At 60.0% G+C, this 23,154-nt stretch carries 21 protein-coding genes and 1 pseudogene; 10 read left to right on the plus strand and 12 right to left on the minus strand.

The genetic code is table 11. The features are described from left to right. Positions 1 to 199: 199 nt before the first annotated feature. Positions 200 to 1,201: a DMT family transporter gene (locus tag IFT55_RS16655; RefSeq protein WP_197976517.1), complete on the minus strand. Its 1,002-nt coding sequence runs from the start codon at positions 1,199 to 1,201 to the stop codon at positions 200 to 202. Positions 1,202 to 1,367: 166 nt separating this feature from the next. On the opposite strand from IFT55_RS16655, the gene IFT55_RS16660 reads away from it, so the two are divergent. Continuing rightward, entirely contained in the window at positions 1,368 to 1,646 is a 279-nt protein-coding gene (locus tag IFT55_RS16660) for a hypothetical protein (RefSeq protein ID WP_192093478.1), read from the plus strand. 824 nt (positions 1,647 to 2,470) lie between these two features. Here IFT55_RS16660 and IFT55_RS16665 read toward each other — a convergent pair. After that, positions 2,471 to 3,556, minus strand: a complete 1,086-nt coding sequence (locus IFT55_RS16665; RefSeq protein ID WP_249403897.1) for an SPL family radical SAM protein — start codon at positions 3,554 to 3,556, stop codon at positions 2,471 to 2,473. After that, on the minus strand, positions 3,549 to 4,220 hold the full coding sequence (locus tag IFT55_RS16670; protein WP_192093479.1) for an HAD family hydrolase: 672 nt from the start codon (positions 4,218 to 4,220) through the stop codon (positions 3,549 to 3,551). Before IFT55_RS16670 ends, IFT55_RS16665 begins: the two co-directional genes overlap by 8 nt. 954 nt (positions 4,221 to 5,174) lie before the next feature. Here IFT55_RS16670 and IFT55_RS16675 point away from each other — a divergent pair. Continuing rightward, on the plus strand, positions 5,175 to 5,828 hold the full coding sequence (locus IFT55_RS16675; protein WP_249403898.1) for a hypothetical protein: 654 nt from the start codon (positions 5,175 to 5,177) through the stop codon (positions 5,826 to 5,828). Here IFT55_RS16675 and IFT55_RS17825 read toward each other — a convergent pair. After that, positions 5,757 to 6,056: pseudogene (locus IFT55_RS17825) on the minus strand (IS6 family transposase); the annotation flags it as partial. The gene IFT55_RS16675 and the pseudogene IFT55_RS17825 overlap by 72 nt on opposite strands. 245 nt (positions 6,057 to 6,301) lie before the next feature. On the opposite strand from IFT55_RS17825, the gene IFT55_RS16680 reads away from it, so the two are divergent. Together IFT55_RS16680 and IFT55_RS16685 are read left to right on the plus strand one after the other, a co-directional pair. Further along, positions 6,302 to 6,805: a YciE/YciF ferroxidase family protein gene (locus IFT55_RS16680; RefSeq protein WP_192093480.1), complete on the plus strand. Its 504-nt coding sequence runs from the start codon at positions 6,302 to 6,304 to the stop codon at positions 6,803 to 6,805. 286 nt (positions 6,806 to 7,091) lie between these two features. After that, positions 7,092 to 7,559 (plus strand): DUF2243 domain-containing protein, encoded by a 468-nt coding sequence (locus IFT55_RS16685; protein ID WP_249403899.1) that lies wholly within the window; start codon positions 7,092 to 7,094, stop codon positions 7,557 to 7,559. Positions 7,560 to 8,405: 846 nt separating this feature from the next. Here the strand turns inward: IFT55_RS16685 and IFT55_RS17530 are convergent. From IFT55_RS17530 to IFT55_RS16705, 4 genes are all read right to left on the minus strand, one after another. Beyond that, complete coding sequence (locus IFT55_RS17530; protein ID WP_249403905.1) at positions 8,406 to 8,591, minus strand: excalibur calcium-binding domain-containing protein; 186 nt, start codon at positions 8,589 to 8,591, stop codon at positions 8,406 to 8,408. 188 nt (positions 8,592 to 8,779) lie between these two features. Continuing rightward, positions 8,780 to 9,325, minus strand: coding sequence for a hypothetical protein (locus IFT55_RS16700; RefSeq protein WP_249403900.1), 546 nt, complete (start codon positions 9,323 to 9,325; stop codon positions 8,780 to 8,782). Positions 9,326 to 9,474: 149 nt separating this feature from the next. Further along, a complete protein-coding gene (locus tag IFT55_RS17540) occupies positions 9,475 to 9,903 on the minus strand; it encodes a hypothetical protein (protein WP_249403901.1) in 429 nt (142 codons plus the stop codon). Between the two features lie 628 nt (positions 9,904 to 10,531). Next, a complete protein-coding gene (locus tag IFT55_RS16705) occupies positions 10,532 to 11,323 on the minus strand; it encodes a hypothetical protein (protein WP_192093483.1) in 792 nt (263 codons plus the stop codon). Between the two features lie 446 nt (positions 11,324 to 11,769). Between IFT55_RS16705 and IFT55_RS16710 the strand changes: the two genes are divergently transcribed. Then, positions 11,770 to 12,168 carry a VOC family protein gene (locus IFT55_RS16710; RefSeq protein ID WP_192093484.1) on the plus strand — a complete coding sequence of 133 codons (399 nt, stop codon included), beginning with the start codon at positions 11,770 to 11,772 and terminating at the stop codon, positions 12,166 to 12,168. 230 nt (positions 12,169 to 12,398) lie between these two features. Here the strand turns inward: IFT55_RS16710 and IFT55_RS16715 are convergent, their stop codons facing one another. The 3 genes from IFT55_RS16715 to IFT55_RS16725 all read right to left on the minus strand — a co-directional run bounded on the left by IFT55_RS16715 (position 12,399) and on the right by IFT55_RS16725 (position 17,123). Beyond that, on the minus strand, positions 12,399 to 13,907 hold the full coding sequence (locus tag IFT55_RS16715; RefSeq protein WP_192093485.1) for a GTPase domain-containing protein: 1,509 nt from the start codon (positions 13,905 to 13,907) through the stop codon (positions 12,399 to 12,401). After that, positions 13,904 to 15,418, minus strand: a complete 1,515-nt coding sequence (locus tag IFT55_RS16720) for a DUF2868 domain-containing protein (protein ID WP_192093486.1) — start codon at positions 15,416 to 15,418, stop codon at positions 13,904 to 13,906. The genes IFT55_RS16715 and IFT55_RS16720 overlap by 4 nt, the downstream gene beginning before the upstream one ends. Before the next feature lie 1,150 nt (positions 15,419 to 16,568). After that, positions 16,569 to 17,123 (minus strand): DUF4126 domain-containing protein, encoded by a 555-nt coding sequence (locus IFT55_RS16725; protein WP_342029342.1) that lies wholly within the window; start codon positions 17,121 to 17,123, stop codon positions 16,569 to 16,571. Between the two features lie 269 nt (positions 17,124 to 17,392). On the opposite strand from IFT55_RS16725, the gene IFT55_RS16730 reads away from it, so the two are divergent. From IFT55_RS16730 to IFT55_RS16740, 3 genes are all read left to right on the plus strand, one after another. Next, positions 17,393 to 18,592 carry an esterase-like activity of phytase family protein gene (locus IFT55_RS16730; protein ID WP_192093487.1) on the plus strand — a complete coding sequence of 400 codons (1,200 nt, stop codon included), beginning with the start codon at positions 17,393 to 17,395 and terminating at the stop codon, positions 18,590 to 18,592. Between the two features lie 116 nt (positions 18,593 to 18,708). Continuing rightward, positions 18,709 to 19,626 carry a hypothetical protein gene (locus IFT55_RS16735; protein WP_192093488.1) on the plus strand — a complete coding sequence of 306 codons (918 nt, stop codon included), beginning with the start codon at positions 18,709 to 18,711 and terminating at the stop codon, positions 19,624 to 19,626. Between the two features lie 914 nt (positions 19,627 to 20,540). Beyond that, positions 20,541 to 21,065: a DUF937 domain-containing protein gene (locus IFT55_RS16740; protein WP_192093489.1), complete on the plus strand. Its 525-nt coding sequence runs from the start codon at positions 20,541 to 20,543 to the stop codon at positions 21,063 to 21,065. 217 nt (positions 21,066 to 21,282) lie between these two features. Here the strand turns inward: IFT55_RS16740 and IFT55_RS16745 are convergent, their stop codons facing one another. Next, a complete protein-coding gene (locus IFT55_RS16745) occupies positions 21,283 to 21,852 on the minus strand; it encodes a DUF4142 domain-containing protein (RefSeq protein WP_192093490.1) in 570 nt (189 codons plus the stop codon). 145 nt (positions 21,853 to 21,997) lie between these two features. Here IFT55_RS16745 and IFT55_RS16750 point away from each other — a divergent pair, with 145 nt between their 5' ends. Next, positions 21,998 to 22,411: a DUF3597 domain-containing protein gene (locus IFT55_RS16750; RefSeq protein ID WP_192093491.1), complete on the plus strand. Its 414-nt coding sequence runs from the start codon at positions 21,998 to 22,000 to the stop codon at positions 22,409 to 22,411. Between the two features lie 296 nt (positions 22,412 to 22,707). After that, the coding region (locus IFT55_RS16755; RefSeq protein ID WP_192093492.1) for a DUF3489 domain-containing protein at positions 22,708 to 23,154 on the plus strand (447 nt) is incomplete at its 3' end.

The raw sequence follows: 23,154 nt of genomic DNA on the forward strand, positions 1-23,154 counted from the left end.
TGTCAAACCACGGCGTGTGCCTGTTGTTTACGTCAGGTGGGGAAGGGCCGTTGCCGTCGGCACTGAGGAGAATGCTGTATCGGCAGCCGAAAATTTTGGCCAAAGTGCAAACCATGGGTGTCTGAAGACGACCCAATTTTATCAGAACCATCTGGAGTGGCGCGGTATCGCTTCGGTTCTCACACCAGGCATGACAGTGCTACCGAATTCGAGGCGCTGGGGTTTCTGGCCCAGTGGAAGACCGCCGCGACAGGATGGCAATCGCAAGGCCGGAGCACGCTATGATACCCATTCCCAGAAGGCTGGTCGCGTCAGGTATGTGTCCGAAGATGACCCATCCAAGCATTCCTGCCCACAGAAGCTGCACGTAACTGAGCGGTGCGAGCACGGATGCCGGGGTATGGCGATATGCCGCCGTGAACAGGAAGTGTCCTAATCCGCCATAGATGCCAAGGCTGAGGAACAGCAGCAGCTCCCAACCGCTGGCAACGCGTCCTTCCCAGAGCCACAGGCCGATCGCACCAAAAATGACGGTTCCGGCCAGCGCGGTGTAGAAGAGCAGGGCCGTCGTCCGCTCTGACGCGGCAAGGACGCGGGATAGTACCTGATACGCAACGTTTGCAGCGACTGCCGCGAGTGCGAAGCTGATACCGATCGCTTCGAGGCCGCTGCCAGGGCGGGCAATAAGAAGCACGCCTGCAAACCCGCCCAGTGCGGCCAGCCAGCCAGTCGCGCCAATGCGTTCTCCGAGCAGCGGACCGGCAACGACGACAACGAGCATGGGGGCGAGAAAGTTGATGGCTGTTGTTTCAGCTACCGGCATCCGCTGCAGCGCAAGTCCGACCAGCAGGGATGAGGCTGCCAGACTGCACGCTCGTACGAGCACCAGTCCTCGACGGTGAACATTAACCAGCCTGCGCCCGTGTAAGGGTGCCACAAGTATAATCATCAGCAGGCAGTTCACGAGATATCGGACCGCGACGATGATCGGAACCTGATGGTTTGCCGACAGGTATTTTACGGTCGCATCCATGCAGGCGAACAGAAACGCGGCAGCAACGCACAGGAGTGCGCCGCGCAGCGGCGACGGCGTGCCCGCGTCGGGGACGTCCTGAAGTGGGGAAGGCATGCGCTGCTTAACAGCACAGCTGCCGATCTCGTCCAGTGCGCATTTCACTGGCGCGACAGTGCGGATGGGCAAGCACAATGCGGTTGTGGCTCCTGTCCGACAGGCTGGTCGTCCGGCATGCCCAGGCAGGCATTTTAGTTCGATAGTGTCGTAACATTGACACGGCGACCGGTCGTTTACGTGCCCGTTCCGGGACGTCGTGCGTTCCAGTATCGACGACTGATGGCAAGGAATAACAATGACGACCTACCCGTTGAGCGAACCGGCCACGATCCATGCTATCGATGAGAATGGCGAAGTGACGGGAGACGTGGTGGGTCAGGGGGCGCTGGAAGCGTGTGCTGATCTGGTCGCGGGATTGCCATCCGGCAGACAGGAATCGGTCTGCATCAGGATGGATGCGATTGATCTGGCGTTCGGACCGACGGAAATCCGTGATCTGATTAAGTTCCTGCGAGAGGAAGATACGGGCCTGTCGAACAGCGAGATCGCAGAAATCCGTACCTCAGACGCATAACTGTTTTCAGGCCCGGCAACCGCCGCGTGGCGCTACCCAGAATGGCGGGCAGGGCGGCAGTCACCGTTTCCGCCTAGCTCTGCGAAGGCAAGCCTCGGGTCGATCTCGGGCTGACCGACAGCCGACGTCCGCTTGCCGGCCCTCTCGCCGGCCGAACGGGTGACGATGATGGCCGGGAACAGGTTGGTGACGCCGTCCAGCCCCCCGGGTTCACTTAGATCTGGTTTCCGCCGTTAACCTTCCGTGCTGAGAGTTGTTTGAAATATGCAGTGCGGACGCCCGGTCCACGCAGCAGCGTTGTTAGCTGGTCAGAAGAGATGCGCAGCATCTGACCGGTCGAGGGTCGGGACGGTGCTGTCAAACGAACCAGGAGCTGGTTCGTTTAACGACTTCGCGGGTTCTTAGCAGTCGCATTCTATGATCGTTTTAAAGAACCAGCACGTTCAAACGTGGAACGTCTGCCAACCGCGGGCCGGCACCCCGTGTGTAGCCAAGCTGGTTTCCAGCTGCCTCATAGATCCGACAGTGCCCACCCACTCGCTTCGACGGGCCGAAGCGTCAATCATTTACAATGCAACCGGCAACCCGCGCACCGTCCAAATCCTGCTTGGTCAGCTAAGGTCGAGAGCACCGTCCGTTACCTTGAGGTTGACGTCGAAGACGCCCCCGAACTGTCGGAGCGAACCGAAATTTCGTCGATCCCGCTGGACCCACTATCAGTCATGCGTAAATTGCGTTCCACCAGAAATCACATACATATCGCATCTCCGTTTCAACTGGAAACAAGCGATGGAGGACGGAACGGCTGATCATTTGCATCGTCGTCATGTCCAGTACAAAATGCGGGCCATCGGCAACCCATCGGCGATGTGCCGCTCGAAAAATGATCGCAGTGAGCGCATGATCGTTGCGTCATAGACCTGTTTCTCGCCGCCGAACTTCGTAAGCTTGACGGTCCGGTTGGCCTCGCTCATGTCGAGACCGGAGCCCGGATACCAGCTGTCCAGCACTGCCTTCGATGTGGGCGTGAAGCGGTGGGTGATGAGCTCGATGGTCAGATCGAGCCCGGCGAGGTCGCTCAGTTCGCTAGCTGCCTGGGCGATCAGCATCGCATAGGCCCGCTCCCACCCTTCGGCGGCAATGATCGGCGCGATCGTAAGTCCAACGGGATAGCCTGCCAGCGCCACTCGCCGAAGCGCACGCAGCCGGTCGGCAACCTTTGCGGTTCCTCCCTCGAAGCGGGCAAACGCCATCGGATTGATCGAAGTGCGCATCCGGGTTCGACGCTGATGGTCGGTGGCCAGTAGTGGCGCGACATCCGCGAATTTCGTGGTGAAGCGCAGTTGGGCATCTGCCTGCCAGCGACCGAACCATGCGATCGTCGCGGACAGAGATCCGGTCAGCGGCTCCAGCGCCAACGGATCGGTGTAGCACGACGCTTCGAACGTCGTGCCTTCATGCACGCGGGCAGCGTTGCGTGAGGTAATCTTCCCCTGTCCCAGATAGGCGGGAAGGCTGTCGAGTATCTCCTCGAGATTAGCGTAGACCCGTGTGAGCGGGGGTCCTTTGAGCGAGCCGGCGAGATAGCAGTAGCTGCAATGCGCGGGACATCCTTCGGCCAGATCGACGCGCCAGTCCGCACTGGGCGCGATCGGTTGCAGACGGCGCTTCGATGGCGGTGCGACCACGACCGCCAGCGTTGCCTTCGCTTCGGCATACGCACGTCGTGGGTCGTCGGGCTGGTCCAGCATCAATCGGTCGCCGGGCAACTCGACGATCTCGACCCCCAGATCGGCTGCCCTGCGCATGATCGTACGACCATGTTCGAAGCCGCGTGCCGACCGGGTGATAAGGAGCCGTCGCGGCCGCCATGCCGGTGTCGGCCGTTCGAACGGGGCGGGTTCAGCCACGATGGCCCAACAACGAATCCGCGTAATTGGCATGGAGCGCGGCGATGTCGTCGTAGACGCCAACCGCCCCCGCAGCGCGCAAGGCTTCATCGGAAAAGCCGCCCGAGCGCAGGGCGATCGTCGCGATGCCGCACTGCGCGGCGGCGATAACGTCGTATGGCGTATCGCCGATCGCGATGACCTGATCGGGCGTGATCGGCGCGACCTTGGCCAAGGCCGCCGCGAAGATGTCCGGGGCAGGCTTGGAGTGCTCGACTTCATCCGCACTGGTCGTGGCTGACACCAGATCGCGCGCCTCCAGCAGGTCGAGATAATGGTTGAGGTCCGATGCCGATGCGGATGAGGCCCATACCACGACCTGTCCGGCGTCGCGCGCAGTAAGAAGAAAATCGCGCGCACCCAGAAATGGACGAATACGCCCCAGATAGCGTTCCTTGAACCGCACGCCATGGGCGTTTGCTAACCGTTCGACGACCGCCGCATCGGTATGGGGGAGCAGGGCCGGTACCAGCATGTCCGCGCCCTTGCCGATCTGGCTATGGATCGCCTCGCGATTAACGGTCACACCTTCCGCACGGAACACCTCGTCCCACACCGTGATGTGCTGCTCGTTTGAATCGACCAGTGTCCCGTCAAGATCACATAAAATCGCTTTGATGAACATTATTGGCCTTTGTTGAAGGATGACGGCCGGACTGGCGATTGCGAACGCCGTCCCTGACCGCGTTCAGCGCGTATAAGGTTTCTATTACATTGCCTCGGCGTTCATCCAGGTGAGGCTTCAAGATCAAGTCGCACAAGAACAACCGTTCGGAGCTCCGCAGGTTCAACGCGATCGCACAGGATCGATCGGGGCCCGGTCACTTTCACTATCGGCGAAGGCGCGAACGCCCACACCGCTTCTTTAGGCTGAAGCCGGTGAGCAGGCCGTTCTCACCCGTTCAAACGATCCGCGAATGGATCGGGTCGCCCGTCCTGCCGCAGCAGTCACGAGACCGACGTTGGGAAGTATTATCCTACGCTTTATCATCGCTTCGTATCGCATGCGTTCCATCCCGAAAAGACGAACCGAGACGATCGGCACGTACAATGTTGGACTTGGTAACGGAACATAAATGGAACAAGTAGAGTCTGGAACACGATGTCCGCCGCCCCCGATTCCTTCGCGCCAAGCATGCGCATCTCCGGACGATCGCCACGCCCGTCACGCATTATCGCGTGCTGCCGTTCGGTATCGAGGAGGTCGACAGGCGCCTTGGGGCAGGGGGCCTACGTGCCGGCGCGCTACACGAGACGACAACCCTAACCGCGGGGTTAGTCGATGACGCGGCGACGATGCTGTTTCTCGCCGGAATCGCGGCACGCGAGGGGGCGAACACCGGTGGGCCTGTGCTGTGAGCGAGTTGCCGACCGGACATCTACGCTCCGGGACTGGCTCAGGCCGGCCTCACGGCTGCGAGCGTCATCTACGCGCACCCACCAGACGATGCCACGCTACTCGCAGTAATCGAAAACACTGGCCGCGACGGCACACTGGCCGCGATCGTTGCGGAAGCGAGCAAGGTAGCCGTCGCCGACACGCCGGGCGCCGCGCACGCTGGCGCGGTTCGCAAGGGGCGTGCTGACGCGCGTCGACCCACACGGCACGGTCGAGGCAATCAGCCCGTTGCCGATCGCCGCGCTGCGCCTGGCGCCGACCGCGCTGTTGGCCGCGCGCAAATTCGGCTTCGAGCGGATTGCGGACCTTTGGCCAGTAGCGCGCGGGCCGCTGGCCCGTCGGCTTGGTCTGCCGGCGATCACGCGCCTCGATCAGGCGCTTTGCAGTGTCGCCGAGCCCATCACCCCGCGGCATGACGCCGAGATGCCGGCGGTCGACCGCCGGCTGCTGGAACCGATAAGTACGGCCGACGCGATCGAGAAGTTTATGGCGGACCTGTTAGGCGGCCTAACCGAGCAGTTGCGGGCGAAGGGGCTTGGGGCTCGCTCGCTGCGCCTGACCGGACTGCGCGTGGACGGCAGCGAGCAGGTCGTGGCGATCGGTACGTCCCAGCCGACGCGCGAAGTCTCGCATCTCCAGCGGCTGCTGAAGCTGCACATCGAGCGCATCGATCCCGGTTGGGGTCTGGAGCAATTCTCGATGGTGGCACCGCACACCGAGCCATTCGATGCAGTAGATCTAGGCACGGTGCTGACAGGTGAAACGCTGGTGGGAAAGCTTCACGTACATCTCGTCGAGATGCCAGCGCCACTGACGAAAGCCACGCATACGTGAGGCACGCTGGCGCCGGATGTCCCCTGCGAACATCGGGCCAAACCTGTTCCACCACATCCGTACCGTCTCGTGGCAGATATCGATGCCACGTTCGAACAGCAGGTCCTCGACATTCCGCAATGACAACGGGAAGCGTACGTACATCATGACCACGAGCCGGATCACCTCGGGTGACGAATTGAACCGTCGGAACGGGCTGGATGGCTTGGCTCGTGATCGGCGGCTCATGACAGTATCGTACCTTCAGCCGAACCGCCATGCCACGTAAGTCTGAAAGAGCCTGCGCTACCTAAGAAGGCGCATATTCTGACGTTCGTGGCCATTCTCGGCACCTCAGTCCCGACTATTCGTTCATATCGAGAACTCCGTGCGGTGACATGGGAGCGGTTCGTCGGGTGCGTGGAACCAGCGGCTCCCCGAAACGCTCGCGTATGATCGGAGCAGAATGCTCCGCCAAGCGAGGAGCCTGTTCCATGTCGACCCCCGAGGATCTGAATGACATCTACGTCGACGAGATGAAGGACCTGTGGTCCGCCAACGACCAGATGCTCAAGGTGGTGAAGAAGATCACGACCAAGGCGACCGATCCCAAGCTGAAAGAGATGCTCACTACCTCGCACCAGGGCATCATCAAGCACACGGATGTGTTGAAAGAGCTGATCGCCGGCCAGGACGAGAAGGTCTCCAAGGAGCACTGCAAGGGCATGGAGGGCCTCGTTGCTGAGGCGATCAAGCACGTGCTGGAGGACGGACCGGAGAAGGGGCCGCTGCTCGATGTGCTTATCATCGCCCAATACCAACGCATGACACACTACGGCATCGCCGGCTTCGGCACGGCTGCAGCCTATGCGGAAGCGCTCGGCCTGAGGGATGATGCTAGGAAGCTGAACGAGGCGACCAAGGAAATCTACGGGGGCGACGAGTTCATGACCAAACTCGCCGAGACGTCGGTCAACCTGCAGGCCGAGGACGCCTGACCCATCTAGTCCGCTCGGCGCAGGCCGGGCGGGCCAACCCCTCCATGCGGTGCCCCATGAAGCTGGTCGCTTATCTTTTCACTGTGCCATGGCTCCTTGTCGCACGCCCGGCCTGGGCATGCACCCTATGTCACAGCCGAACGGCCGAGGAAGTTCGGTCAGCCGTTTTTGCTTCAGACTTCTTGAGCAACCTTGCTGCTCTGGCTGCGCCCGCACCGGTAGTGATCATCGCCGCTTATACTGCTCGCAAATATCTTCTTTGAGGTCACCAGCGATGGCAGATCGAATGCTGACGACGAAGCCCTTGACCAGTGCGGGCATGGTTCTGGGAATTGGGATGGGCGGTTTTGTGGACGGCATCGTGTTCCACCAGATTCTGCAGCTTCATAACATGTTATCTGCGCAGATACCGACCGACACGCTCGTCGGCGCAAAGACAAACATGGTGTGGGACGGCCTGTTTCACACCATGGTATGGATAGCTACTGCGTCAGGCATCGTGCTGCTCTGGAAAGCCGTGAAACGCCCCGACGTGCTTCTCTCCGGTCGAGCCCTGTTCGGTTCGACCCTTTTTGGCTTCGGCCTATTCAATTTGGTCGAAGGAATCGTCGATCACCATATTCTGAGCCTTCACCACGTGTACGAGCGTCTTGGATTTTCGGTGTGGGACTACGTTTTCCTGGCGTCCGGAGTAGCGTTGATGCTGACGGGCTCGTTAATGATCCGTGATGCACGGTCGAGGCCAATAAGCTAGTCGGACACTACTAAACATTGCTTAAACCGCCGCGAACAGCTTGAAGGTAAGGCCGAATAAGTCGGCCGGTTGACCACGGTATCAGCGCGGTTTCAAATACGTCTTTTCTAACCCATCCGATGAGTGTTTTCGCCGTTACGGTCAGCAGAAAACAGTGAAGCCGACCGAGAGGACGACCAGTAACCCTAGGACGGCGAATTCAATCTGCCGAACCATGATGCGTCGGAATTTGATCGGTTGTGACCTCGCGTTATCGGCAACAGGGGCGGGACCCAACCGCAAAAACGTTCCCAGTCCAGGCAAGCGTCCCCGTGATCGCCGGTGAGTGACACGGCCGCGATAGGGCCGCCGCGGTGATCGTCGCTTACTTTTGATTGGCGGACCGGGTGCGTCCCGCCCATCCCGCATAACCGATGGCACCGACCAACGCGGCACCGATGAGCGGCGCGACCTGTGGCCTGAAGCCCGTCACGGCCGGCGCTTCGCTGTTGTGCTTCATTCGGGCAACAAGATCGGTTTTTTCTGCCTTTGGTGAAGTCAACGACTCAACGGGGGGATACGGGGCTTGGTTTGCGGCCGGAATCGGTGGCGAGTGTGTCATGACAGTCCTGCTTGAAGAGGGACTGCCTAACTGCCGAGGCTCGTCGAGGGTTCATTCTGGCAGCTCAGCCTCTGGCTCGCGTAGGTGCGAGCGCACCAGGTCAATAGTTCGCCAACCCTCGCGCAGCAAATTGAACCGCCGTGCAATCTCTATCATACGACTGAGCTCGCCTAACTGAATAACGCAATCCGATAGCTAGGCCATGGCGCGATCGCCGTGTTGATTCTTGACTGAGAACGCTTTGGTCAAGCGCTCTTCTTCCGCCGCAACAGCGGACTACCGCAGCCCACGCCGTCGCCGTCCCTGTCGAGCTTGCTACTGTACCCCGGATCGCCTGCCCGAACCGGGGTAGCCCAGCCGCTCGCGCTGCCGCGCAGTTTGCGAAGGTAGCGCCAACGGACATCGGCATGACTGGCGATGGCGTCAAACAATGGCAGTGATACCCGGTCCCGCCCTTGCGATCGTTGTGGCAGCCCTGCGCGTTCAACCCGCCCGGCGTCGCGGACGCTGAGCGTACGACGATCGCCAGGAGAAGAACACATAGCGTGATCGGGATACGCAGGACGGTTCCCCGGCGGCAAACGCTGACCGTCGCATCGATACGACGGTCAGCGATGCGTCAGTTATTGGCGGGTGAGACAACCATTGCGACCGGCGCAGTGCCGGCGAACGCAACTGGTACGTCCTCGTCGAGATAGCCGGTCACGTTCGAACCTGCCGGTATCTGAGCGCTGGTGCCGGTCATGAAGAACCCGGCAACCGGGATAACCACGAGGGCGCCCACCACACCGGCGGTCCCGGTGATGCCCTTGTCATCCATCTGCCCTGACATGCGGAGGCGGCGGCCGTTCGCTTCGACATAGACGAGCCGGGCACCGATCCGTCCCGACTTCCCCCACATGCCCTTGTTGCGGACGTCTGTGATCTCGCCAACGGCGTGCGCACCGACCGGGATCACAGTCTGCCCGTTCACCATCACAGCTTCGGCGACTTCGAGATTGAACCGATGCCCAACCTTGAGATGCTTGCCTTGTGTTGTCAGCCCGTCGAGCGTGCGAAGAACGACCGACGTACCGGCGCGGAGAACCTGCGTATCACCGCCGATCGTCACCGGCTGGACCGGTGCGACGACTACCGTTTGCGCATGCGCGTTGGCCGCCAGCATTACGCCAGCAGCAAGTATCATAGCCTTGATCATGTAGCCCCCAAAGTGATTCGGTCCCCCGACCGAACTGGAGCAACAGACTACTTACTGTGCACTGCGTCAACGAAGATCATAGTTACCGTCTCGGACTTATCGAATACTATCAGGGTCTAGCATTGATGGCGGCGCCAGTACCGCTGCCAACGCAATACAGTACCCGTAGCGACCATCGCACAGGACACGTCGCCCCGCGTCGGCGAAACGCACCAGGCGCCTGTACGACCGCGCCCGGCCCCGCCGTTCGACACGCATCGTAGCGTCGGCCCACTGACCAACACGTGCCCCTGTCGCGACCGGCTGACCGGCTTACCCAGTAGCCGTACCAACGCGTCGCGGGCACCGTTCGCAGAAGCCTTCGGGCACGGCTGGTTCGACCGACACGTCCCGTCATGCTCGCGAGCCGCGATACCTGCGAGGCGTAGGCGCGGCCCTTCCCGACACCATACCGGACCATCGCCGTCCCATACGCGGGTTGGGGTACACATGAACGGTCTGCCCGCGGGGATCGCGGTGGCGGCGAGAAATAGCGTTGCGAGCATTGCAGCACGGTAGGCGAATGGGCCTCGGGCGCAACATCCTCGTCGTGCGAAGGTATGCGCTCGAATCGAAGACGGCATATGTCGGCGGAAAGGCCCTACCCGTCGGATCTATAGGCAGGGCGGAAATGGACGGACAGGGCCTTGGCTTTCACGAGCCGCGGACAGTACGACTTGCCCGACGGCATATCGCCGGAGAATTACAGGATCGGCATTAGACTGAACGCTCCGACGGCGCCGAGTGTGGCGCCCAGCAGCATACTGGCGATGATTACGCGAAGGCGCCGCTCTTGTCCCCTTTACCAGCGTTACGCGGCCCGCGGTAAAGGATGTTGCCATGCTAACGTTAGACGAACCGCGGGGGGCAACGTGGAGTGCTGCAGCGTAGGTTGAGCGATAAGAAACCACGTATCCGTGAAGCTTGGCGGTCAGGACATGCCGCGGTAGCTAGCTTTGAGGAGGATCGGATAACCACGATAATTAGGCAGTTCGTAATCGTCTAGTGGTTCTCGAACTACATCATACAACCGCCGATAGCGGAAAACCGGTTCCGTGACGCCTATCGAACAGGAGCCCACCCCGTTGCCAGGGCAGGCTCCGATTCTATGCGTCATTGTATCTGATCGTCAGATCAACCCATCATTGGATCGAAGTCTGAGCCTGCGGTGCCGTAATAGTAATAGCTGACACCGTCGATATCGTTGGAGCCAAGATACACGATCGACACATGGTTGGGAGCGTTCATGTCGATCTGGCCGCCCGGCCCAGTCACCGGATCGCTGCTTTGCGGACCGTTTGCGCCGGACGTGTCAAGGACAAGGTTTTTGCCGAAAGTGACAGTGTTGTTCTTCTGGCTGTCGAACAGCAACTGAGTGGACACAAGCAGATCGTCGGCGCCAAAGCCGTTGATTGTGTCACCGCCAAGGTTCAGGCCCAGCGCATTGTCGTGCAGGATCAAGGTGGCGCCGGCACTGGCGTCAATCGTGTCATCGCCGACCGTACCTTCGCGGACGGTAAATTCGCCATGTTGATCGATCAGATTGCGGCGGGTCGAGGAGTCAGCATAAACATACTGCCCGCCTTTTGTCCCAAGATAGCGGATTTCGGTAATACCATCATCGCCCGAGCCAACCAGCTGAAGCTGATCGTTGCCTGCATTTTTTGAACTGGTGCGATCAACGTCGAGCACCCCATTGCCGCCGAACTGGATATAGCCATCGTTGTTACCGTCGAAGATCTTCTTACCGGTGATGATGGAGTCGTCGTTGCCGAAGTTCAGAAACGTATCGTCGCCCACGTTTCCGTCAGCGATCACGAACGCCGTCGCGCCAGCACCAGCATCGAACACATTCGCGATATTATTGGCAGCGACGTCTATCGAGGACGCCGTCGAAATCAGAACGCTGTTGTCACGGAATGCCATATTATATCTCGCCTAAACCGGTGGGTACTACAGAATGATCAGCATTCTGAATTTTAGAACGCAGGAAAACTATCGTCAGAGCTAGTAACGTCTGCAACGCGCATATCTTTACGAGTTCATAACCACGATGTCTCGTACTTAATATTTGGTTAATTCTCGTTTCCGAACGTTAACTAATTCTCGTAACGTCGGTCTGCCTCCCTGACGGGTTAGGTTAGCCGGATGGTTTGTGAAGCGACGGTCCCTCCTTCACATGAGGCTTATTGCGGAAGCAGGGGGCACGTCGCGCGGAGGGTGTCCGGCGCGGAAACGGTGGGTCGGCGCTCTTAGGGTACAGTGTTCTCACGCAGGCGGTACCGTTGAGCGTGACGGGAGATCGATTTCGTTTATTACCAGCCTGCGGGTGACCGCCGGAAGGGCCGGTACCCCCGGTCAGGAGAGAATGCGTGCTTTTTCACACGATGGTCGGATCGAACGACATTGAGCGGTCCAAGCGCTTTTACAATGAACTGCTTGGCGTTTTAGGAGTGGACGAGGCAACGCTAAACATTGCGGACAGTGGTCATACCCGTCTTTTCTATCGAAATGAGAATGGTACAAATTTCATTGTCACGCAGCCCATCAACAATGAGCCAGCGACCGTAGCAAACGGCAGCACCGTTGCCTTTTCGTGTAACTCGCCTGAGCAGGTAAAACGGTTTCACGACTTCGCAGTCGCTGCGGGCGGAATGTCGATCGAAGCACCGCCCGGACCTCGCGAGACGGCGGCGATGGGAACGATCGAGCTGACTTATGTCCGGGACCCTGATGGCAACAAGCTTTGCGGGATACATTTTCCCAAGTAAGCGCTTCGGCCACGCTGTTCCCCGAGGGTGTAGCCTGCCTCCGCAGCGGCAAGGCCGAGCCGGGCAAACCTCGTTTAGCAAGATTCAGGTCAACTCGGCTGCGACCGATGTCCGGTCAGGCGTCGGCATTTTCTTCCGTCGGCCGTGCGTTGAGGCTCCTGCCTGCTGTCGAAGCGGACCAGCTCACTCCTCGGCTGACTGCAAGCCTAGTAGCTCGAGCTGGTCCAGGCTCAGTCAGCTTCGGTAATGCTAACGGCTTCGTCTGGTTGCACACCGCCTGTCAAAACAGTGCGTGCTTGCGGATAGAAGAGGACCAGCAAGTGGGCGGCGCACCCTTCCAACAGTCCCGTAAGTCGCCCTGCCAACTCGTCCGCGGACGCACCTCTGCCCGCTTCCCAAGCGGCTCGGATCTCCGCCCGGCGCGGTTGCAGCGTTTCCTTAATGGCTTCCTGCCAGAACGCCGGATGCTCGCCTTCTTCCCAATCTCCCCGACCTCGCCCAAAATGGGCAACTGCGAGGTAGCGAAGCAGCGCCGAACGCACGAGCCCTGTGAAGAACAGTTCTGACCAACGCACTGCTTCGCCATCGTCGCCACGAGCCAAATTGTAAGTACGCGCTATGCCGCTCGCGCCCAACGCCCCAAGCAGTCCGCCGACCAGCATGCCGCCGCCAAGTGTAAGACCACCCGCCGCAATATCGGCCGCCAGTCCGCCAACCGCGCCGGACATCAGCCCACCCAGTACTGCGGCATAGCCCTCTCTGGCCGGACCCGAACTGGCATAATCGTCACGCAGTCGTCGCAGCACTTCACGCGTGGCACGACCGCTTAGACCATTCGCTTCGATCAGCTGCTCGGTTGAGCTGCGCGTACCAGCTTCCAGCCGCTCGGCGAGCTTGCCCATCGCACGGCGCGTCTCGGCGGGTTCCTCCTGCCGTAACGCCTTCAGGGTATCGCCGACCCGGTCGCGCCAGTCGCGCTCAGGGACGGGTTCACGATCAATCGCTGCGGCGGCCAGCCATTGCGCCAGAATGCGCATGGATCGATGGAACCGGTCGAGGTTTTTATCCTGCCAAGTCTGCGATAGCCGGGCAAGCGCGGCTTCCCTGTCCGGCATCACCAGCGGCTTCAATGCAGCGAGCAGGGTACTTTCCTGCACCCAGCACCGTGCAAACGCATCCATTGTAAGTACGTCGCGCACGACGCCTGTTGCGGCGAGGTAGCGTCGCCAACGTTCCACTTCCTCGTCGGCATCGGCTTGGGGCGCGCCGAGTTGGTTGAGAAGAACGAGCACCGGCTTATCGATCCAGGCGAGGATCTCCATTTCCAAACCGACATAGCCGGCGTCCGCTGGATCTTCGGCGGCATTGACCAGATACAGGACCACATCGGCATGGTCGCGGACGTTGCGCACCGCCTGCTGACTCGACCACAGTGCGCGCTCGCGGAACCGGTCCCAGACGACAGTTAAAAACCAGCCGATAGGGTTACCGGACTGCCTGAGCCTTCGCAGTAGGCGTGTGGTGTCGCCGAAACCGGGGGTGTCCCACAACATCAGGGTGTCACTTCCCGCCTGAAGCATGACATAGCCGGTCGCAGTGTCAGTAATATGCGCAGCATCCCGCACCTCGCCAACGTCCTGTGCGAGCAGCGTACGCACTAGCGTCGTTTTCCCCACATTCGTGTGAGATACGAGGCTCAGGTTGATTGTGGTTCCAGTCGCGGCGGTGTCTTCTGTCATCGTTGGGCAGCCCGGCCTGATGCCAGCGTCGGTGTACGCACCAGTGCAGCCTCCAGTCTGCGGATCACCTCAGTATCCTGATCTTGCATAAGGTTGGCAAAAAAGGGCTGTACCAGAGTTGTTGACAACATTCGCTCCCACGCGGTTCGGCGTGCGCCGATGCGGCCGGTCGTATCGGACTGGTTTCCTAGCCGTTCCCGGTAAGTTGATTCGTCAATTATAACTGTTAGTTCGGTACCGCCGCCGTCTCGTTCAATCGTCTCGCGAATGCCTGTCACCAAAGCTCCGTGGTTCTCGGCTTCCGGGGTAGAAGCCATACTGAACAGCACAAGAAGATGATCTACCTCAGCGATGATCCCGGAACGAACGAGCCATTCCTCCTCCTCGCCATACGCGATTGGTGTATCGAATGCAGTACGCGTTCCGTCACCCAGTGCGCCTGACAGCAACCGGCCGAGCACGGTCCGCATCGGTTTGGCTGGGCGGAAACCATAGGGCACGACCCGCACTTCGGCGTTGCCACCTCGCGCGGTACGCAGAAGCCGGCGGACATAAAAATCCTCACGGCCGGATACCGGGAAACGACGGCGCTGGCGGACTGCCGCGATCCCGCTGCCAATCCCTAGCAGCACACGCGGCACGAAGACGAACAGTAATGCGGTCATGGCGTAAAGGTGGATCCACAAGCCTGCATTCTCACCCCGACCGGCTGACCAACGCAGTCCGGCGAGATGCTCTGCATCCGGCAGACGGATACCGGACAGGAGACTTGCCGGCCCTAGCACCAAGCCTAGCAATTGGTGCACCAAGCCGGCGCTTAGAAACGTGCTTTCCCACCCGGCCCGATACTCGATCCCTAGTGCGCGCAGGTACATGCCAGCGACAACCCCGGTGGCAAAAGCTGCGGCGCCAAAATGCAGCATCCGGTGCGCGCGCGACGCGGTGAGGGGACCGGATGCGCGGGTCCATTCGGTTGCAAAGCGTGTCAGTGCACGCCCAAGCGGCTGTTCGGCCCCGCCGCGCAAGCGCGACAGACCGGACAGCCATGCGACCGCCCCGCTCAAGCGCCCAGAACTGTGGGTTCTTGCCCGGGCAACTTTCCCAAGTTGTTTGAATACAATGGCAAGATACACTGCCACATTCCACGCCAGCATGCCAACCAGCGGAAAGGCAATAAGGTTGAGTCGCTTGCCACCACCGATCTCGTTAGTCGCGATCCCCAGCACAAACGCGAAGATCGGTATCGCCCATCCCAACCATCCGGGCCAGCGCGACGCGCGCAGCGCGGAGTCAATTGCCGGCACGCGGGTTGCCAGCCTGCCGGTTGCGAAGTGCGCCCTTAAGGCGAGAAGCGCCTCGTCCCCGTGCCTGCCTTGTCCGTTCGCCGCCTGGCTCGCGAGCGCTGCGATCGTAGCCTGCTGCCGATCCTCTTTGGTGAGCAGCGTTGCAGCAGCGTCCTCGATTTCCACGGCCCTGACCAATAGTACCAGCCTGGCTTCTTCCTCTGTCATCAAGCACTCCAGCCAACTTGCGTGCAGAGGCTAGGCCTCATGTTCTGCTCTACAGTGTTAGTTGTATCCACTGCTATCGATACCGAAGCGTCGATTACGAAGACCCATCGGTTGTGTTCAAGCAGGCCGGAGTATCGTTGGTTGGATCAGCCTATTCTTAGGCATCGAATTGTGACCCCGCTTCTTTCAATTCGGACGCTTCTTCATCGCGCCGCGATCACATAAAAGCCTGATGTGCCATAACAAACGTAGTGATATGTGGGCTGACCGACGTTCGAGCGCGTTCCCATTCTTGTATTTTTCTCGGTCGAGCCTGTGCAAAGCACGCCAGCGGATTGGAGCCCACGCGAGCGGATCCCGCTATACCAACGCGGCAGTCAAAAAACATTGGCGTTTATGGCGATGCACCCACGGGAGGGCATCTCACCTCGTCCCGTGATTGGGTTCAACCCCTAGCGCGCAAGGTGTTTAGTACTGCCATGACTGCAACGCCAGCGAACGCTACACTAGTCCATGGCCGCGCCTTGGCGAAGTTCGTTGCTTTCTGCGTCATGGGTGCGTCGCCCGAAAAGTGATCTCGGAACGCGTCAGAGAGGCCGGTTTTGCCGTCGGTTTTTGGGGCAGCGGTTGCTTCGGTCATGGAAACTCCATCGGTGCGCGGAAATGCGCCTTTGCTCCCTGAACGTCTGAGTCTACGGAGTGCTCCAAACGACGCACAATTAGAGCGTTCAGAACGCTCTTCCCGTTGCCCATTTTCCGTTATGCGTTCATATCGATCTGTGACTGCTACACGCGAGCCGAAGCAGCCGCTCAGACGGCTTGAAGTGTCTTGAGGCGGCAGATGCGTGGCTGCGACAGCCCGCGTCCCTTACTGCGGTGTTGGCTCGATGTCGTATCGCGTAACCCCTTCGTCAGCGAGTATCGACGGCGCGTTTGAAGCTGAGTAAACATCGACTGGCCGAGATGTTAGCTAATCCTCTTGTGCGACATCGTGAGGCCTTGTTACGTCCTGCCACGCTCGCGTGAAAATTTTCCAATGGCTCTGTGAATCCAACCAGGATGCAATCCGTTTACCGTGTTCGCAGGTATTTCAAAAATAGCGTTGTACGGCACGTCTACGTTAAGTGCCCAATCCACTCGGTACGCTCGATCAGTCGTGGTTCGCGGCAATGGATGGATTGGAAATAACGAGGCCGCTACCAAAGACGATCGCGTCTTCCATGAACCCGGTCACAGTCTGTCCGTACCGCTGCATTCCCCATTTGCGCACAGTAAGCCCAACATACGACGAGGCAAGCGCTGCTCCTACTGCGACGGCGGCACCGAGGACGCGGCGGTCCCGCGGCGCGAGTGCAGCACCAGCGTAGGCGGCGGTGGTGCTACGGACCGCGAGGCCAACTGGCACAGTCCGGTCAGGCGCTGTCTTCATCTTATCCCCTGCCATCTCCGCAGCTGCGAAAGCAGCCGTTCCAGCTGCCACCACCGGGCTCAGCATGAGTTTCTGAAACGGGAGGCTTGGCAATAGTTCTCCGCGACGTGTGGCGGTCGCGATTACCGCCAACGGCGTAATACCACGCTGCCCCGCGACCAGGCCGATAAGAAAGGAACGAAGCATCGGTATTTCTCCAAGAGAAGGGTATTCGACAGCCGTCCGGTCGGAAATTTCTTGTTGCGGAACGCTGTCTTGTCCGAGAGCAGTCAACACTCAACGAACTCATTCGTGCGTTCCAAGATCCGTCCACACCGCTTTCAATATCGCAACGGGGCACCGATGGCCGTTCACGCTGCCATACGCGTTCTCCGATTTGGGCAGCTCATTGACGTCGCCTCCAAAAGCGGTGACCGATCAGTCACCTGCTGCGTTGTAGAACCAACGAACGCATTGGCAGGAGAACGGACATACCCGACGTAGTGCTCGAGCGGCTTGCCTGGGAAGACCCGGTCATCGAAACGCTCATACTGCCACGTGGGGCCATGACCCTGCGATACGGCTTTGGCTCGGGGCTTGCGATACGCGCTGGAGATCCTCCGGGTCATGTCTGGGCAATCGGAGACCGCGGACCGAACATCAAGGTGCGCGACATCATCGGCCAGTACGGATTGGATGAACTGACACCGCTGCTTGCCTTGTCCGGAGCAAAGATCATGCCCCGCCCGGACATAGGACCAACGCTCGCGGAGTTGCGGGTGGAGGGGGACTCAGTTACGCTGGTGCGGATGGTTTCCCTCACCAAAGTGAGCGGGCAGCGGGTGTCGGGGCTGGCCAATCCGGGTAGCGAAAACCTGCTGAGCGAGCCGGTGTTCGATCTTGCTGGCACTCGCATCGCAGCCGACCCGGAGGGACTGGATACAGAAGGGCTCGTGGCCTTGTCGGACGGTGGCTTCTGGATCGGCGACGAGTTCGGACCGTCGCTGGTCCGGCTCGACGCTCAGGGGATGGTAGTGAAGCGGCTGCCTCCGCGAACCATGGGCAAGTCATCGCCGGTCGATGCACCGCTCGGCTTGCCGCCGATCGCAGCGAAGCGGCAGCTTAACCGCGGGTTCGAGGCGCTGACAATCTCGTCGGACGAGCGCTGGCTGTTCCTTGCCTTCCAGAGCCCACTTGCGCATCCGGACGAGGATGCGCACGAACAGGCCCGTCACGTCCGGCTATGGCGCATGGACGCCGATACGGGTCGTGTCGCGGCACAATATGCCTACCCGCTCGACTGCCCTGACAGCTTCGCACGCGACCGCGCCTTGGGCGCGTTCGAACGCCGCGATATCAAAGTCAGCGAACTGCTGTGGGTCGGACCCGACACGCTGCTGGTACTGGAACGGGGATCAGCGACCACAAAAATTTACAGTTGCGTGCTGGAGTCTGAGGCGATGCTGGCGGACGAGCATCTGAATGTGGCGTCGCGCCCGACGCTGGAGGAACTCAGCGCGGTGGACAAGCCAATGTTTCCGGTGCTCGTCAAGACACTAGTGTTCACCAGTGATGACTTTCCAGAACTAGGCGCGGATGTCGAAGGTATGGCGCTGCTTTCCCCCACGGAACTGCTGCTGGTCACCGACAATGATTTCGGCGTGACGGGTGCGACGACGCAGTTCTGGCGGGTACGACTGCCGAAACCCTCAGGTCCCCAAACCGGTAAGTCGCTTCTACCCACCGAGCGTATCGGCAGTGGTTGACGTTGCCGCAACCAGCAATTCAAGTTGGACCTTGCCGAGCTACTTCCGAACGCCAGCATATAAGAACTAGCGAGCCAGATGCGAAGCATTCCTGAGCCGACAAAACGAGATCTGCCATGAAACACGAACAACACATCGACGACTATTCCGCCCGCGACGCTACCATCTCGATCAACACCTACACCACTGTAGTGAGGCGGCCGCAGGTACCGCAAGAGGTGTTCGCGACCTACTGGCGCGACGTCCATGGACCACTTTGCTCACGAGTGCCCGGGCTGGCGTGGTACGTCCAGTATCATCTCGACCGCGAGCAGGATGCACACCTGTGGCCCGAGCAGGAGGGGATTGTTCCTTTCCCCGACTATGTACTCGATGGCGGGGTAGAAATCGGCTTCGCCAGCGCTGCCGATCAGACAGCCTTCAACAAGGCTTCAGGCATTCTGTTCTCCGACGAACAGAACATGTTCGCTGCAACGGTTGCTTATGGGCTTCCGCAGGGCTCGCAAACGCTGGTGGACCGCATTGCGGACCCCAGTCCTAACGGCAACGACACGCTTGACCGAATGCATGTGCATTTTGGATCAGGCAGCAATGATCCAGAAGCGTTTGCCGTCTTTATGGCGACATTCGCCGAGACGCTCGCGGCTGACCCGGCGCTACTTCGCGTTCGGCTGCATTTGCCCGACGCCTATGACAATGACTATCCGGCACCGCCGGCGCCTGACGTAACACATTGGGTGCCGCCGGAGCGGGAAAGGCTTGCGATCCTGGACCTTACTTTTCCCGCGCCGCTCGTGAGGCGGCGTTTCTTCGCATCGGGCAGTTTTTCCCGCACGATCGGTGGGCAGCGACAGTTCATCGGTCATGCCACGGCTTTCGCGGTCAGCGGGATGTACACTTACGTCCGAGATAAGGAGCTCACCCTTGCGGGCTTGAGGGGAAGTCGGGCGGCGCAACTTATCGAGCGGCTGGGCGCGCTGAACCAGACCGCTGACGACGTCCGGCATCTGCTGCTGACCGGCAGGCTTAATTAACGGGGGAAGCCTCGGCAGGGTACTATCAAACTAACCAGGATCCGGTTCGTTTGATGTCAAAAGTCGCGATGTCGGTAATATTCCGGCCAATAATGCTTAGGGTCTTTGTCACTGTGGTTTATCTCTAGCAAACCGACCGTATTTGCCGAATCCGGAGCAAATGCGTAACGGGTATACTTCGTGATTTAGGATCGACCGCCGTAGTATCCGTCCCATGGTGTCGTGCCCAACCAGCATTTTAACAAATAACTGGTTCAAGATAGCCAAGCAACCCTGCCGGAAGAACACCGGTCGCGGCATCATGCGCCATAGCGCCCTCTATGAACAGCTATAATGCTCGGAAGGTCGAGCGCTCGGCAGCCGTCATTCAATCGTATCAACCTCGAGGGGTAAAGTGCCACCACGTCCTTCAATTCTTCCAATCGCGCGGTGAGTCATCGCTCGTAATCATCGTCTTGTACGGTAGCGAGCATGATTTTAGGGTGGATCGGTTCCACAAGGGCGTTGGGCTCCGCGGTCAGAAATCCAAAGGGGTTACCGCGATCCGTAGGTCTTAAGATGCCAGCGAACGCAAAGATCGGCCGGCTTGGCACATCGAACCAATGCAAAGGTTTTTGCTGTCCCCCCGCGCGTTGATGTTGGCGAAGTTCGGTTGCGGCTGCGTTGCCTGCTGCCGCATTGCCCGAACACTGACCATTTGAACTGTATCGGGAATCGGCGGCACAGGAGAACGGCATCGATCAGGCACAGAGGGCACTGCAGCATTCAATGGAATTGTGCGTCAGTTGCGTCAAGTCGGGCGGTACGATGAGACTTTTACGCGATAGGCCGCAGTAGCGCCCCGCACGGACACGGGTTTGGCAGGACACATGTCGTCCGGCAGCGGTTGGTGTCCGTCGATAAAGGAACCTGAAATGAACCTCAACGAGCTACTGCCAACCGGCGGCATCGAAGCCCTTGCCGGCCAGCTGGGAATCCCTCCTGAGCAGGCGCGACGCGGAGCTGAAGCATTACTCCCTTCGATCCTTGGCGGAATGGGAAACAACACCGCTGAGTTCGAAACCCACGTCAGCGGGCTTGGCGGCTCTGACCTTGCGCAGAATGTGGTAGGCTCGGAACCAACGCAGATCGATCGCGGCAACCAGCTACTGGGTGGAATTTTCGGTTCCAAGGACGTAAGTCGCGAGGTTGCCGGACAGGCCGCGCAAGGAAGCGGGCTGCCCCCCGCTCTCCTCAAGCAGATGCTCCCCATTCTGGCGATGCTAGTAGCGGGTCATCTGGCGGGCCGCTCCGGCGGGCAGCAGGGCGGTCTTGGTGGCATACTCAGTTCCGTACTTGGTGGTCTTGCTGGCACGGGAACCGGGGGCGGGGCGTTGGGCGGTGGATCGGCCGGTGGCCTCGGAGGCGTTCTTGGTTCGATACTTGGCGGTCGCCGATAACCGATTGGGTATCGGCCGGTTGTCCTGATCTGTATCTCGGACAGAAGTCGAACCGACGGTAGCTGATGCTAGATAAAAGCATGGGACTGGACGTGCGGTCGACGCTGTTCCGGACGAACATGGAAGCGAATCCTTCCCTGTTTGGACTAATGCCGTCTGAGTGGCATGAGCCACTCAGACGGCAGGTGCGTAAGTTGAAAGCCGAGGGCTGAGATGATCAGACTTTAAGACCTTTGACCATGTTCAGGTGCGCCGTAACGATCGGGACCATGCTACTAGCGAATGCCTTGAGAGGGGTTGCCTCACCCGCGCTGGCGTAGGTCTTGAGCGCATCCAACGTCTGCTGATGCCCGGCTGTCTGTTCCGTCTTGTAAGCCTGGTCAAAGGCAGCGCCGTTCAGCGCTTTAAGCTGGTCAAGCTTGAGCTGCTGCTCGGCATTCAGCGTTGGATTGGGTGTGACGGTCGGGGTGACGGCCGCGGCGGCGGCCATCAGTTTTGAAGTGGAGGTGGTGTGTGCCTCGATCATCTTGTTGGCATAGGACTTCACCAACGCCGAGGCACCGTTCGTCAATGCCAGTCTCGACGTCTCGATTTCGAACGTATCGCTTGCTGCGGCCGCGTTCGCGAAATTCTGCGCGGCGCTCATGGCTACCGGTGCTGTCGTAGCTTCGTTTGCGACGCCCGCTTGCGCTGCCGTCGTATTGTTCTGAACGGCGTCGTTGCTGCGTCCGCAAGCAGCCAAAGCCAGGAATGCAGCAGAAGTGATGATGGTTTTGCGCAATGTCATGGCGGATTCCTCTGAAAGCGCACCGACGCGCTGTCGAGGTAAAGCGCGTACCTGACGCCGACGTTCCGGACGGCGGACCCTCTGACGTGCCCCTGTCGTTCATCCCCACACCGCAGAGGCGGTCGTCGATTAAGGAACGGACACGATGAGCATCTTCAGAAATATCATGGGTAAGATCTTCGGCCACAAGCAGGCCAAGTCTGCCGTACAACCGACCCCCGCCGCTCCGACCCAAGTGGCGCCACAGGCTGCACGGCAGGCAGTACCGGCTTCCGCTTCCGCCCCCCAAGCACAACCGCAGAGCGTCGATGTTGGCGCAGTTTTGGCCGAGATGGCATCGATGCAGGATGGCGGAGGAAACTATCAGACCTCGATCGTAGATCTACTCAAGTTGCTCGATCTCGATTCCAGTTTGAGCGCCCGCAAGGAGCTTGCCAGCGAGCTCAATGTCCACGCGGCTGCAGACGGAAGCGCCGAACAGAACATCGCTCTGCACAAGGCAGTAATGGCCAAGCTTGCTGAGAACGGTGGTGTGGTGCCGGACAGCCTGCGCAACTGATTGCATCTGGTGCCTGCCGTCGAAATATCAGCGTTAGCTGGCAGGCACATTCTCAGGCGGTAGTATCGGCTCTCAAGGCATGGCGTATCCTGACTCGAGTGAGGCCGCTGTCTCTTAACATGCGTTCTGGAGTGCAAAGGATCTGAACTTACCTGCTGGACTTCAGCGCGCACGAGAGCAACAGCATGCCTGAGCCGCACGCCGCTTAGCGTGTCGGCCGAGCCCTGACCGGTACGACCGGCAGGGCTGCAGCTGGTGGCAGCGGCAATGGCGCCGCTGATGATGAGGCCACCACCATGCCCAGACTGAACGATACCCAGTCCATCCTGCTGGCGCACGCCGCGCAGAACGATACCGCCAGCCTGTACCCACTGCCGCTGGCGTTTTCCGACGGTGCGGACCGCGTACGCCGGGCGATTGCGACACTGCTCAGGCACGGCCTGGTTGAGGAGCGCGAGACGGTGGACGCCAAAGCGGTCCACCGCACTGACCATGACCTGCGCTACGGCATGTTCGCCACTGCCGCCGGGCTGGCTGCTATCGGTATCGGCGAGGTCGGGGAGGGTAGTGCGGTCGCAGCGCCAGAGCCTGCCGTGGCGGCAGTGCCTACGCCCGCCACAGCAACACCACGTCCTACCAAGGCAGGCGCAGTGCTGGCGCTGCTGTCGCAACCAGCCGGCGCTACGCTGGGCGAACTGATCAGCCTCACCGGCTGGCTGCCACACACGACACGCGCCGCACTG

Source organism: Sphingomonas sp. CFBP 13720 (genome assembly GCF_014842075.1).
Taxonomy (GTDB): Bacteria; Pseudomonadota; Alphaproteobacteria; order Sphingomonadales; family Sphingomonadaceae; genus Sphingomonas.

What these genes read in the sequence shown, in the direction of transcription:
- IFT55_RS16660 (WP_192093478.1), top strand. Translation starts at nt 1,368, where the DNA reads ATGACGACCTACCCGTTGAGCGAACCGGCCACGATCCATGCTATCGAT.
- IFT55_RS16670 (WP_192093479.1), bottom strand. Translation starts at nt 4,220, where the DNA reads ATGTTCATCAAAGCGATTTTATGTGATCTTGACGGGACACTGGTCGAT.
- IFT55_RS16680 (WP_192093480.1), top strand. Translation starts at nt 6,302, where the DNA reads ATGTCGACCCCCGAGGATCTGAATGACATCTACGTCGACGAGATGAAG.
- IFT55_RS16685 (WP_249403899.1), top strand. Translation starts at nt 7,092, where the DNA reads ATGCTGACGACGAAGCCCTTGACCAGTGCGGGCATGGTTCTGGGAATT.
- IFT55_RS16700 (WP_249403900.1), bottom strand. Translation starts at nt 9,325, where the DNA reads ATGCTGGCGGCCAACGCGCATGCGCAAACGGTAGTCGTCGCACCGGTC.
- IFT55_RS17540 (WP_249403901.1), bottom strand. Translation starts at nt 9,903, where the DNA reads ATGCTCGCAACGCTATTTCTCGCCGCCACCGCGATCCCCGCGGGCAGA.
- IFT55_RS16705 (WP_192093483.1), bottom strand. Translation starts at nt 11,323, where the DNA reads ATGGCATTCCGTGACAACAGCGTTCTGATTTCGACGGCGTCCTCGATA.
- IFT55_RS16715 (WP_192093485.1), bottom strand. Translation starts at nt 13,907, where the DNA reads ATGACAGAAGACACCGCCGCGACTGGAACCACAATCAACCTGAGCCTC.
- IFT55_RS16720 (WP_192093486.1), bottom strand. Translation starts at nt 15,418, where the DNA reads ATGACAGAGGAAGAAGCCAGGCTGGTACTATTGGTCAGGGCCGTGGAA.
- IFT55_RS16730 (WP_192093487.1), top strand. Translation starts at nt 17,393, where the DNA reads ATGACCCTGCGATACGGCTTTGGCTCGGGGCTTGCGATACGCGCTGGA.
- IFT55_RS16735 (WP_192093488.1), top strand. Translation starts at nt 18,709, where the DNA reads ATGAAACACGAACAACACATCGACGACTATTCCGCCCGCGACGCTACC.
- IFT55_RS16740 (WP_192093489.1), top strand. Translation starts at nt 20,541, where the DNA reads ATGAACCTCAACGAGCTACTGCCAACCGGCGGCATCGAAGCCCTTGCC.
- IFT55_RS16745 (WP_192093490.1), bottom strand. Translation starts at nt 21,852, where the DNA reads ATGACATTGCGCAAAACCATCATCACTTCTGCTGCATTCCTGGCTTTG.
- IFT55_RS16750 (WP_192093491.1), top strand. Translation starts at nt 21,998, where the DNA reads ATGAGCATCTTCAGAAATATCATGGGTAAGATCTTCGGCCACAAGCAG.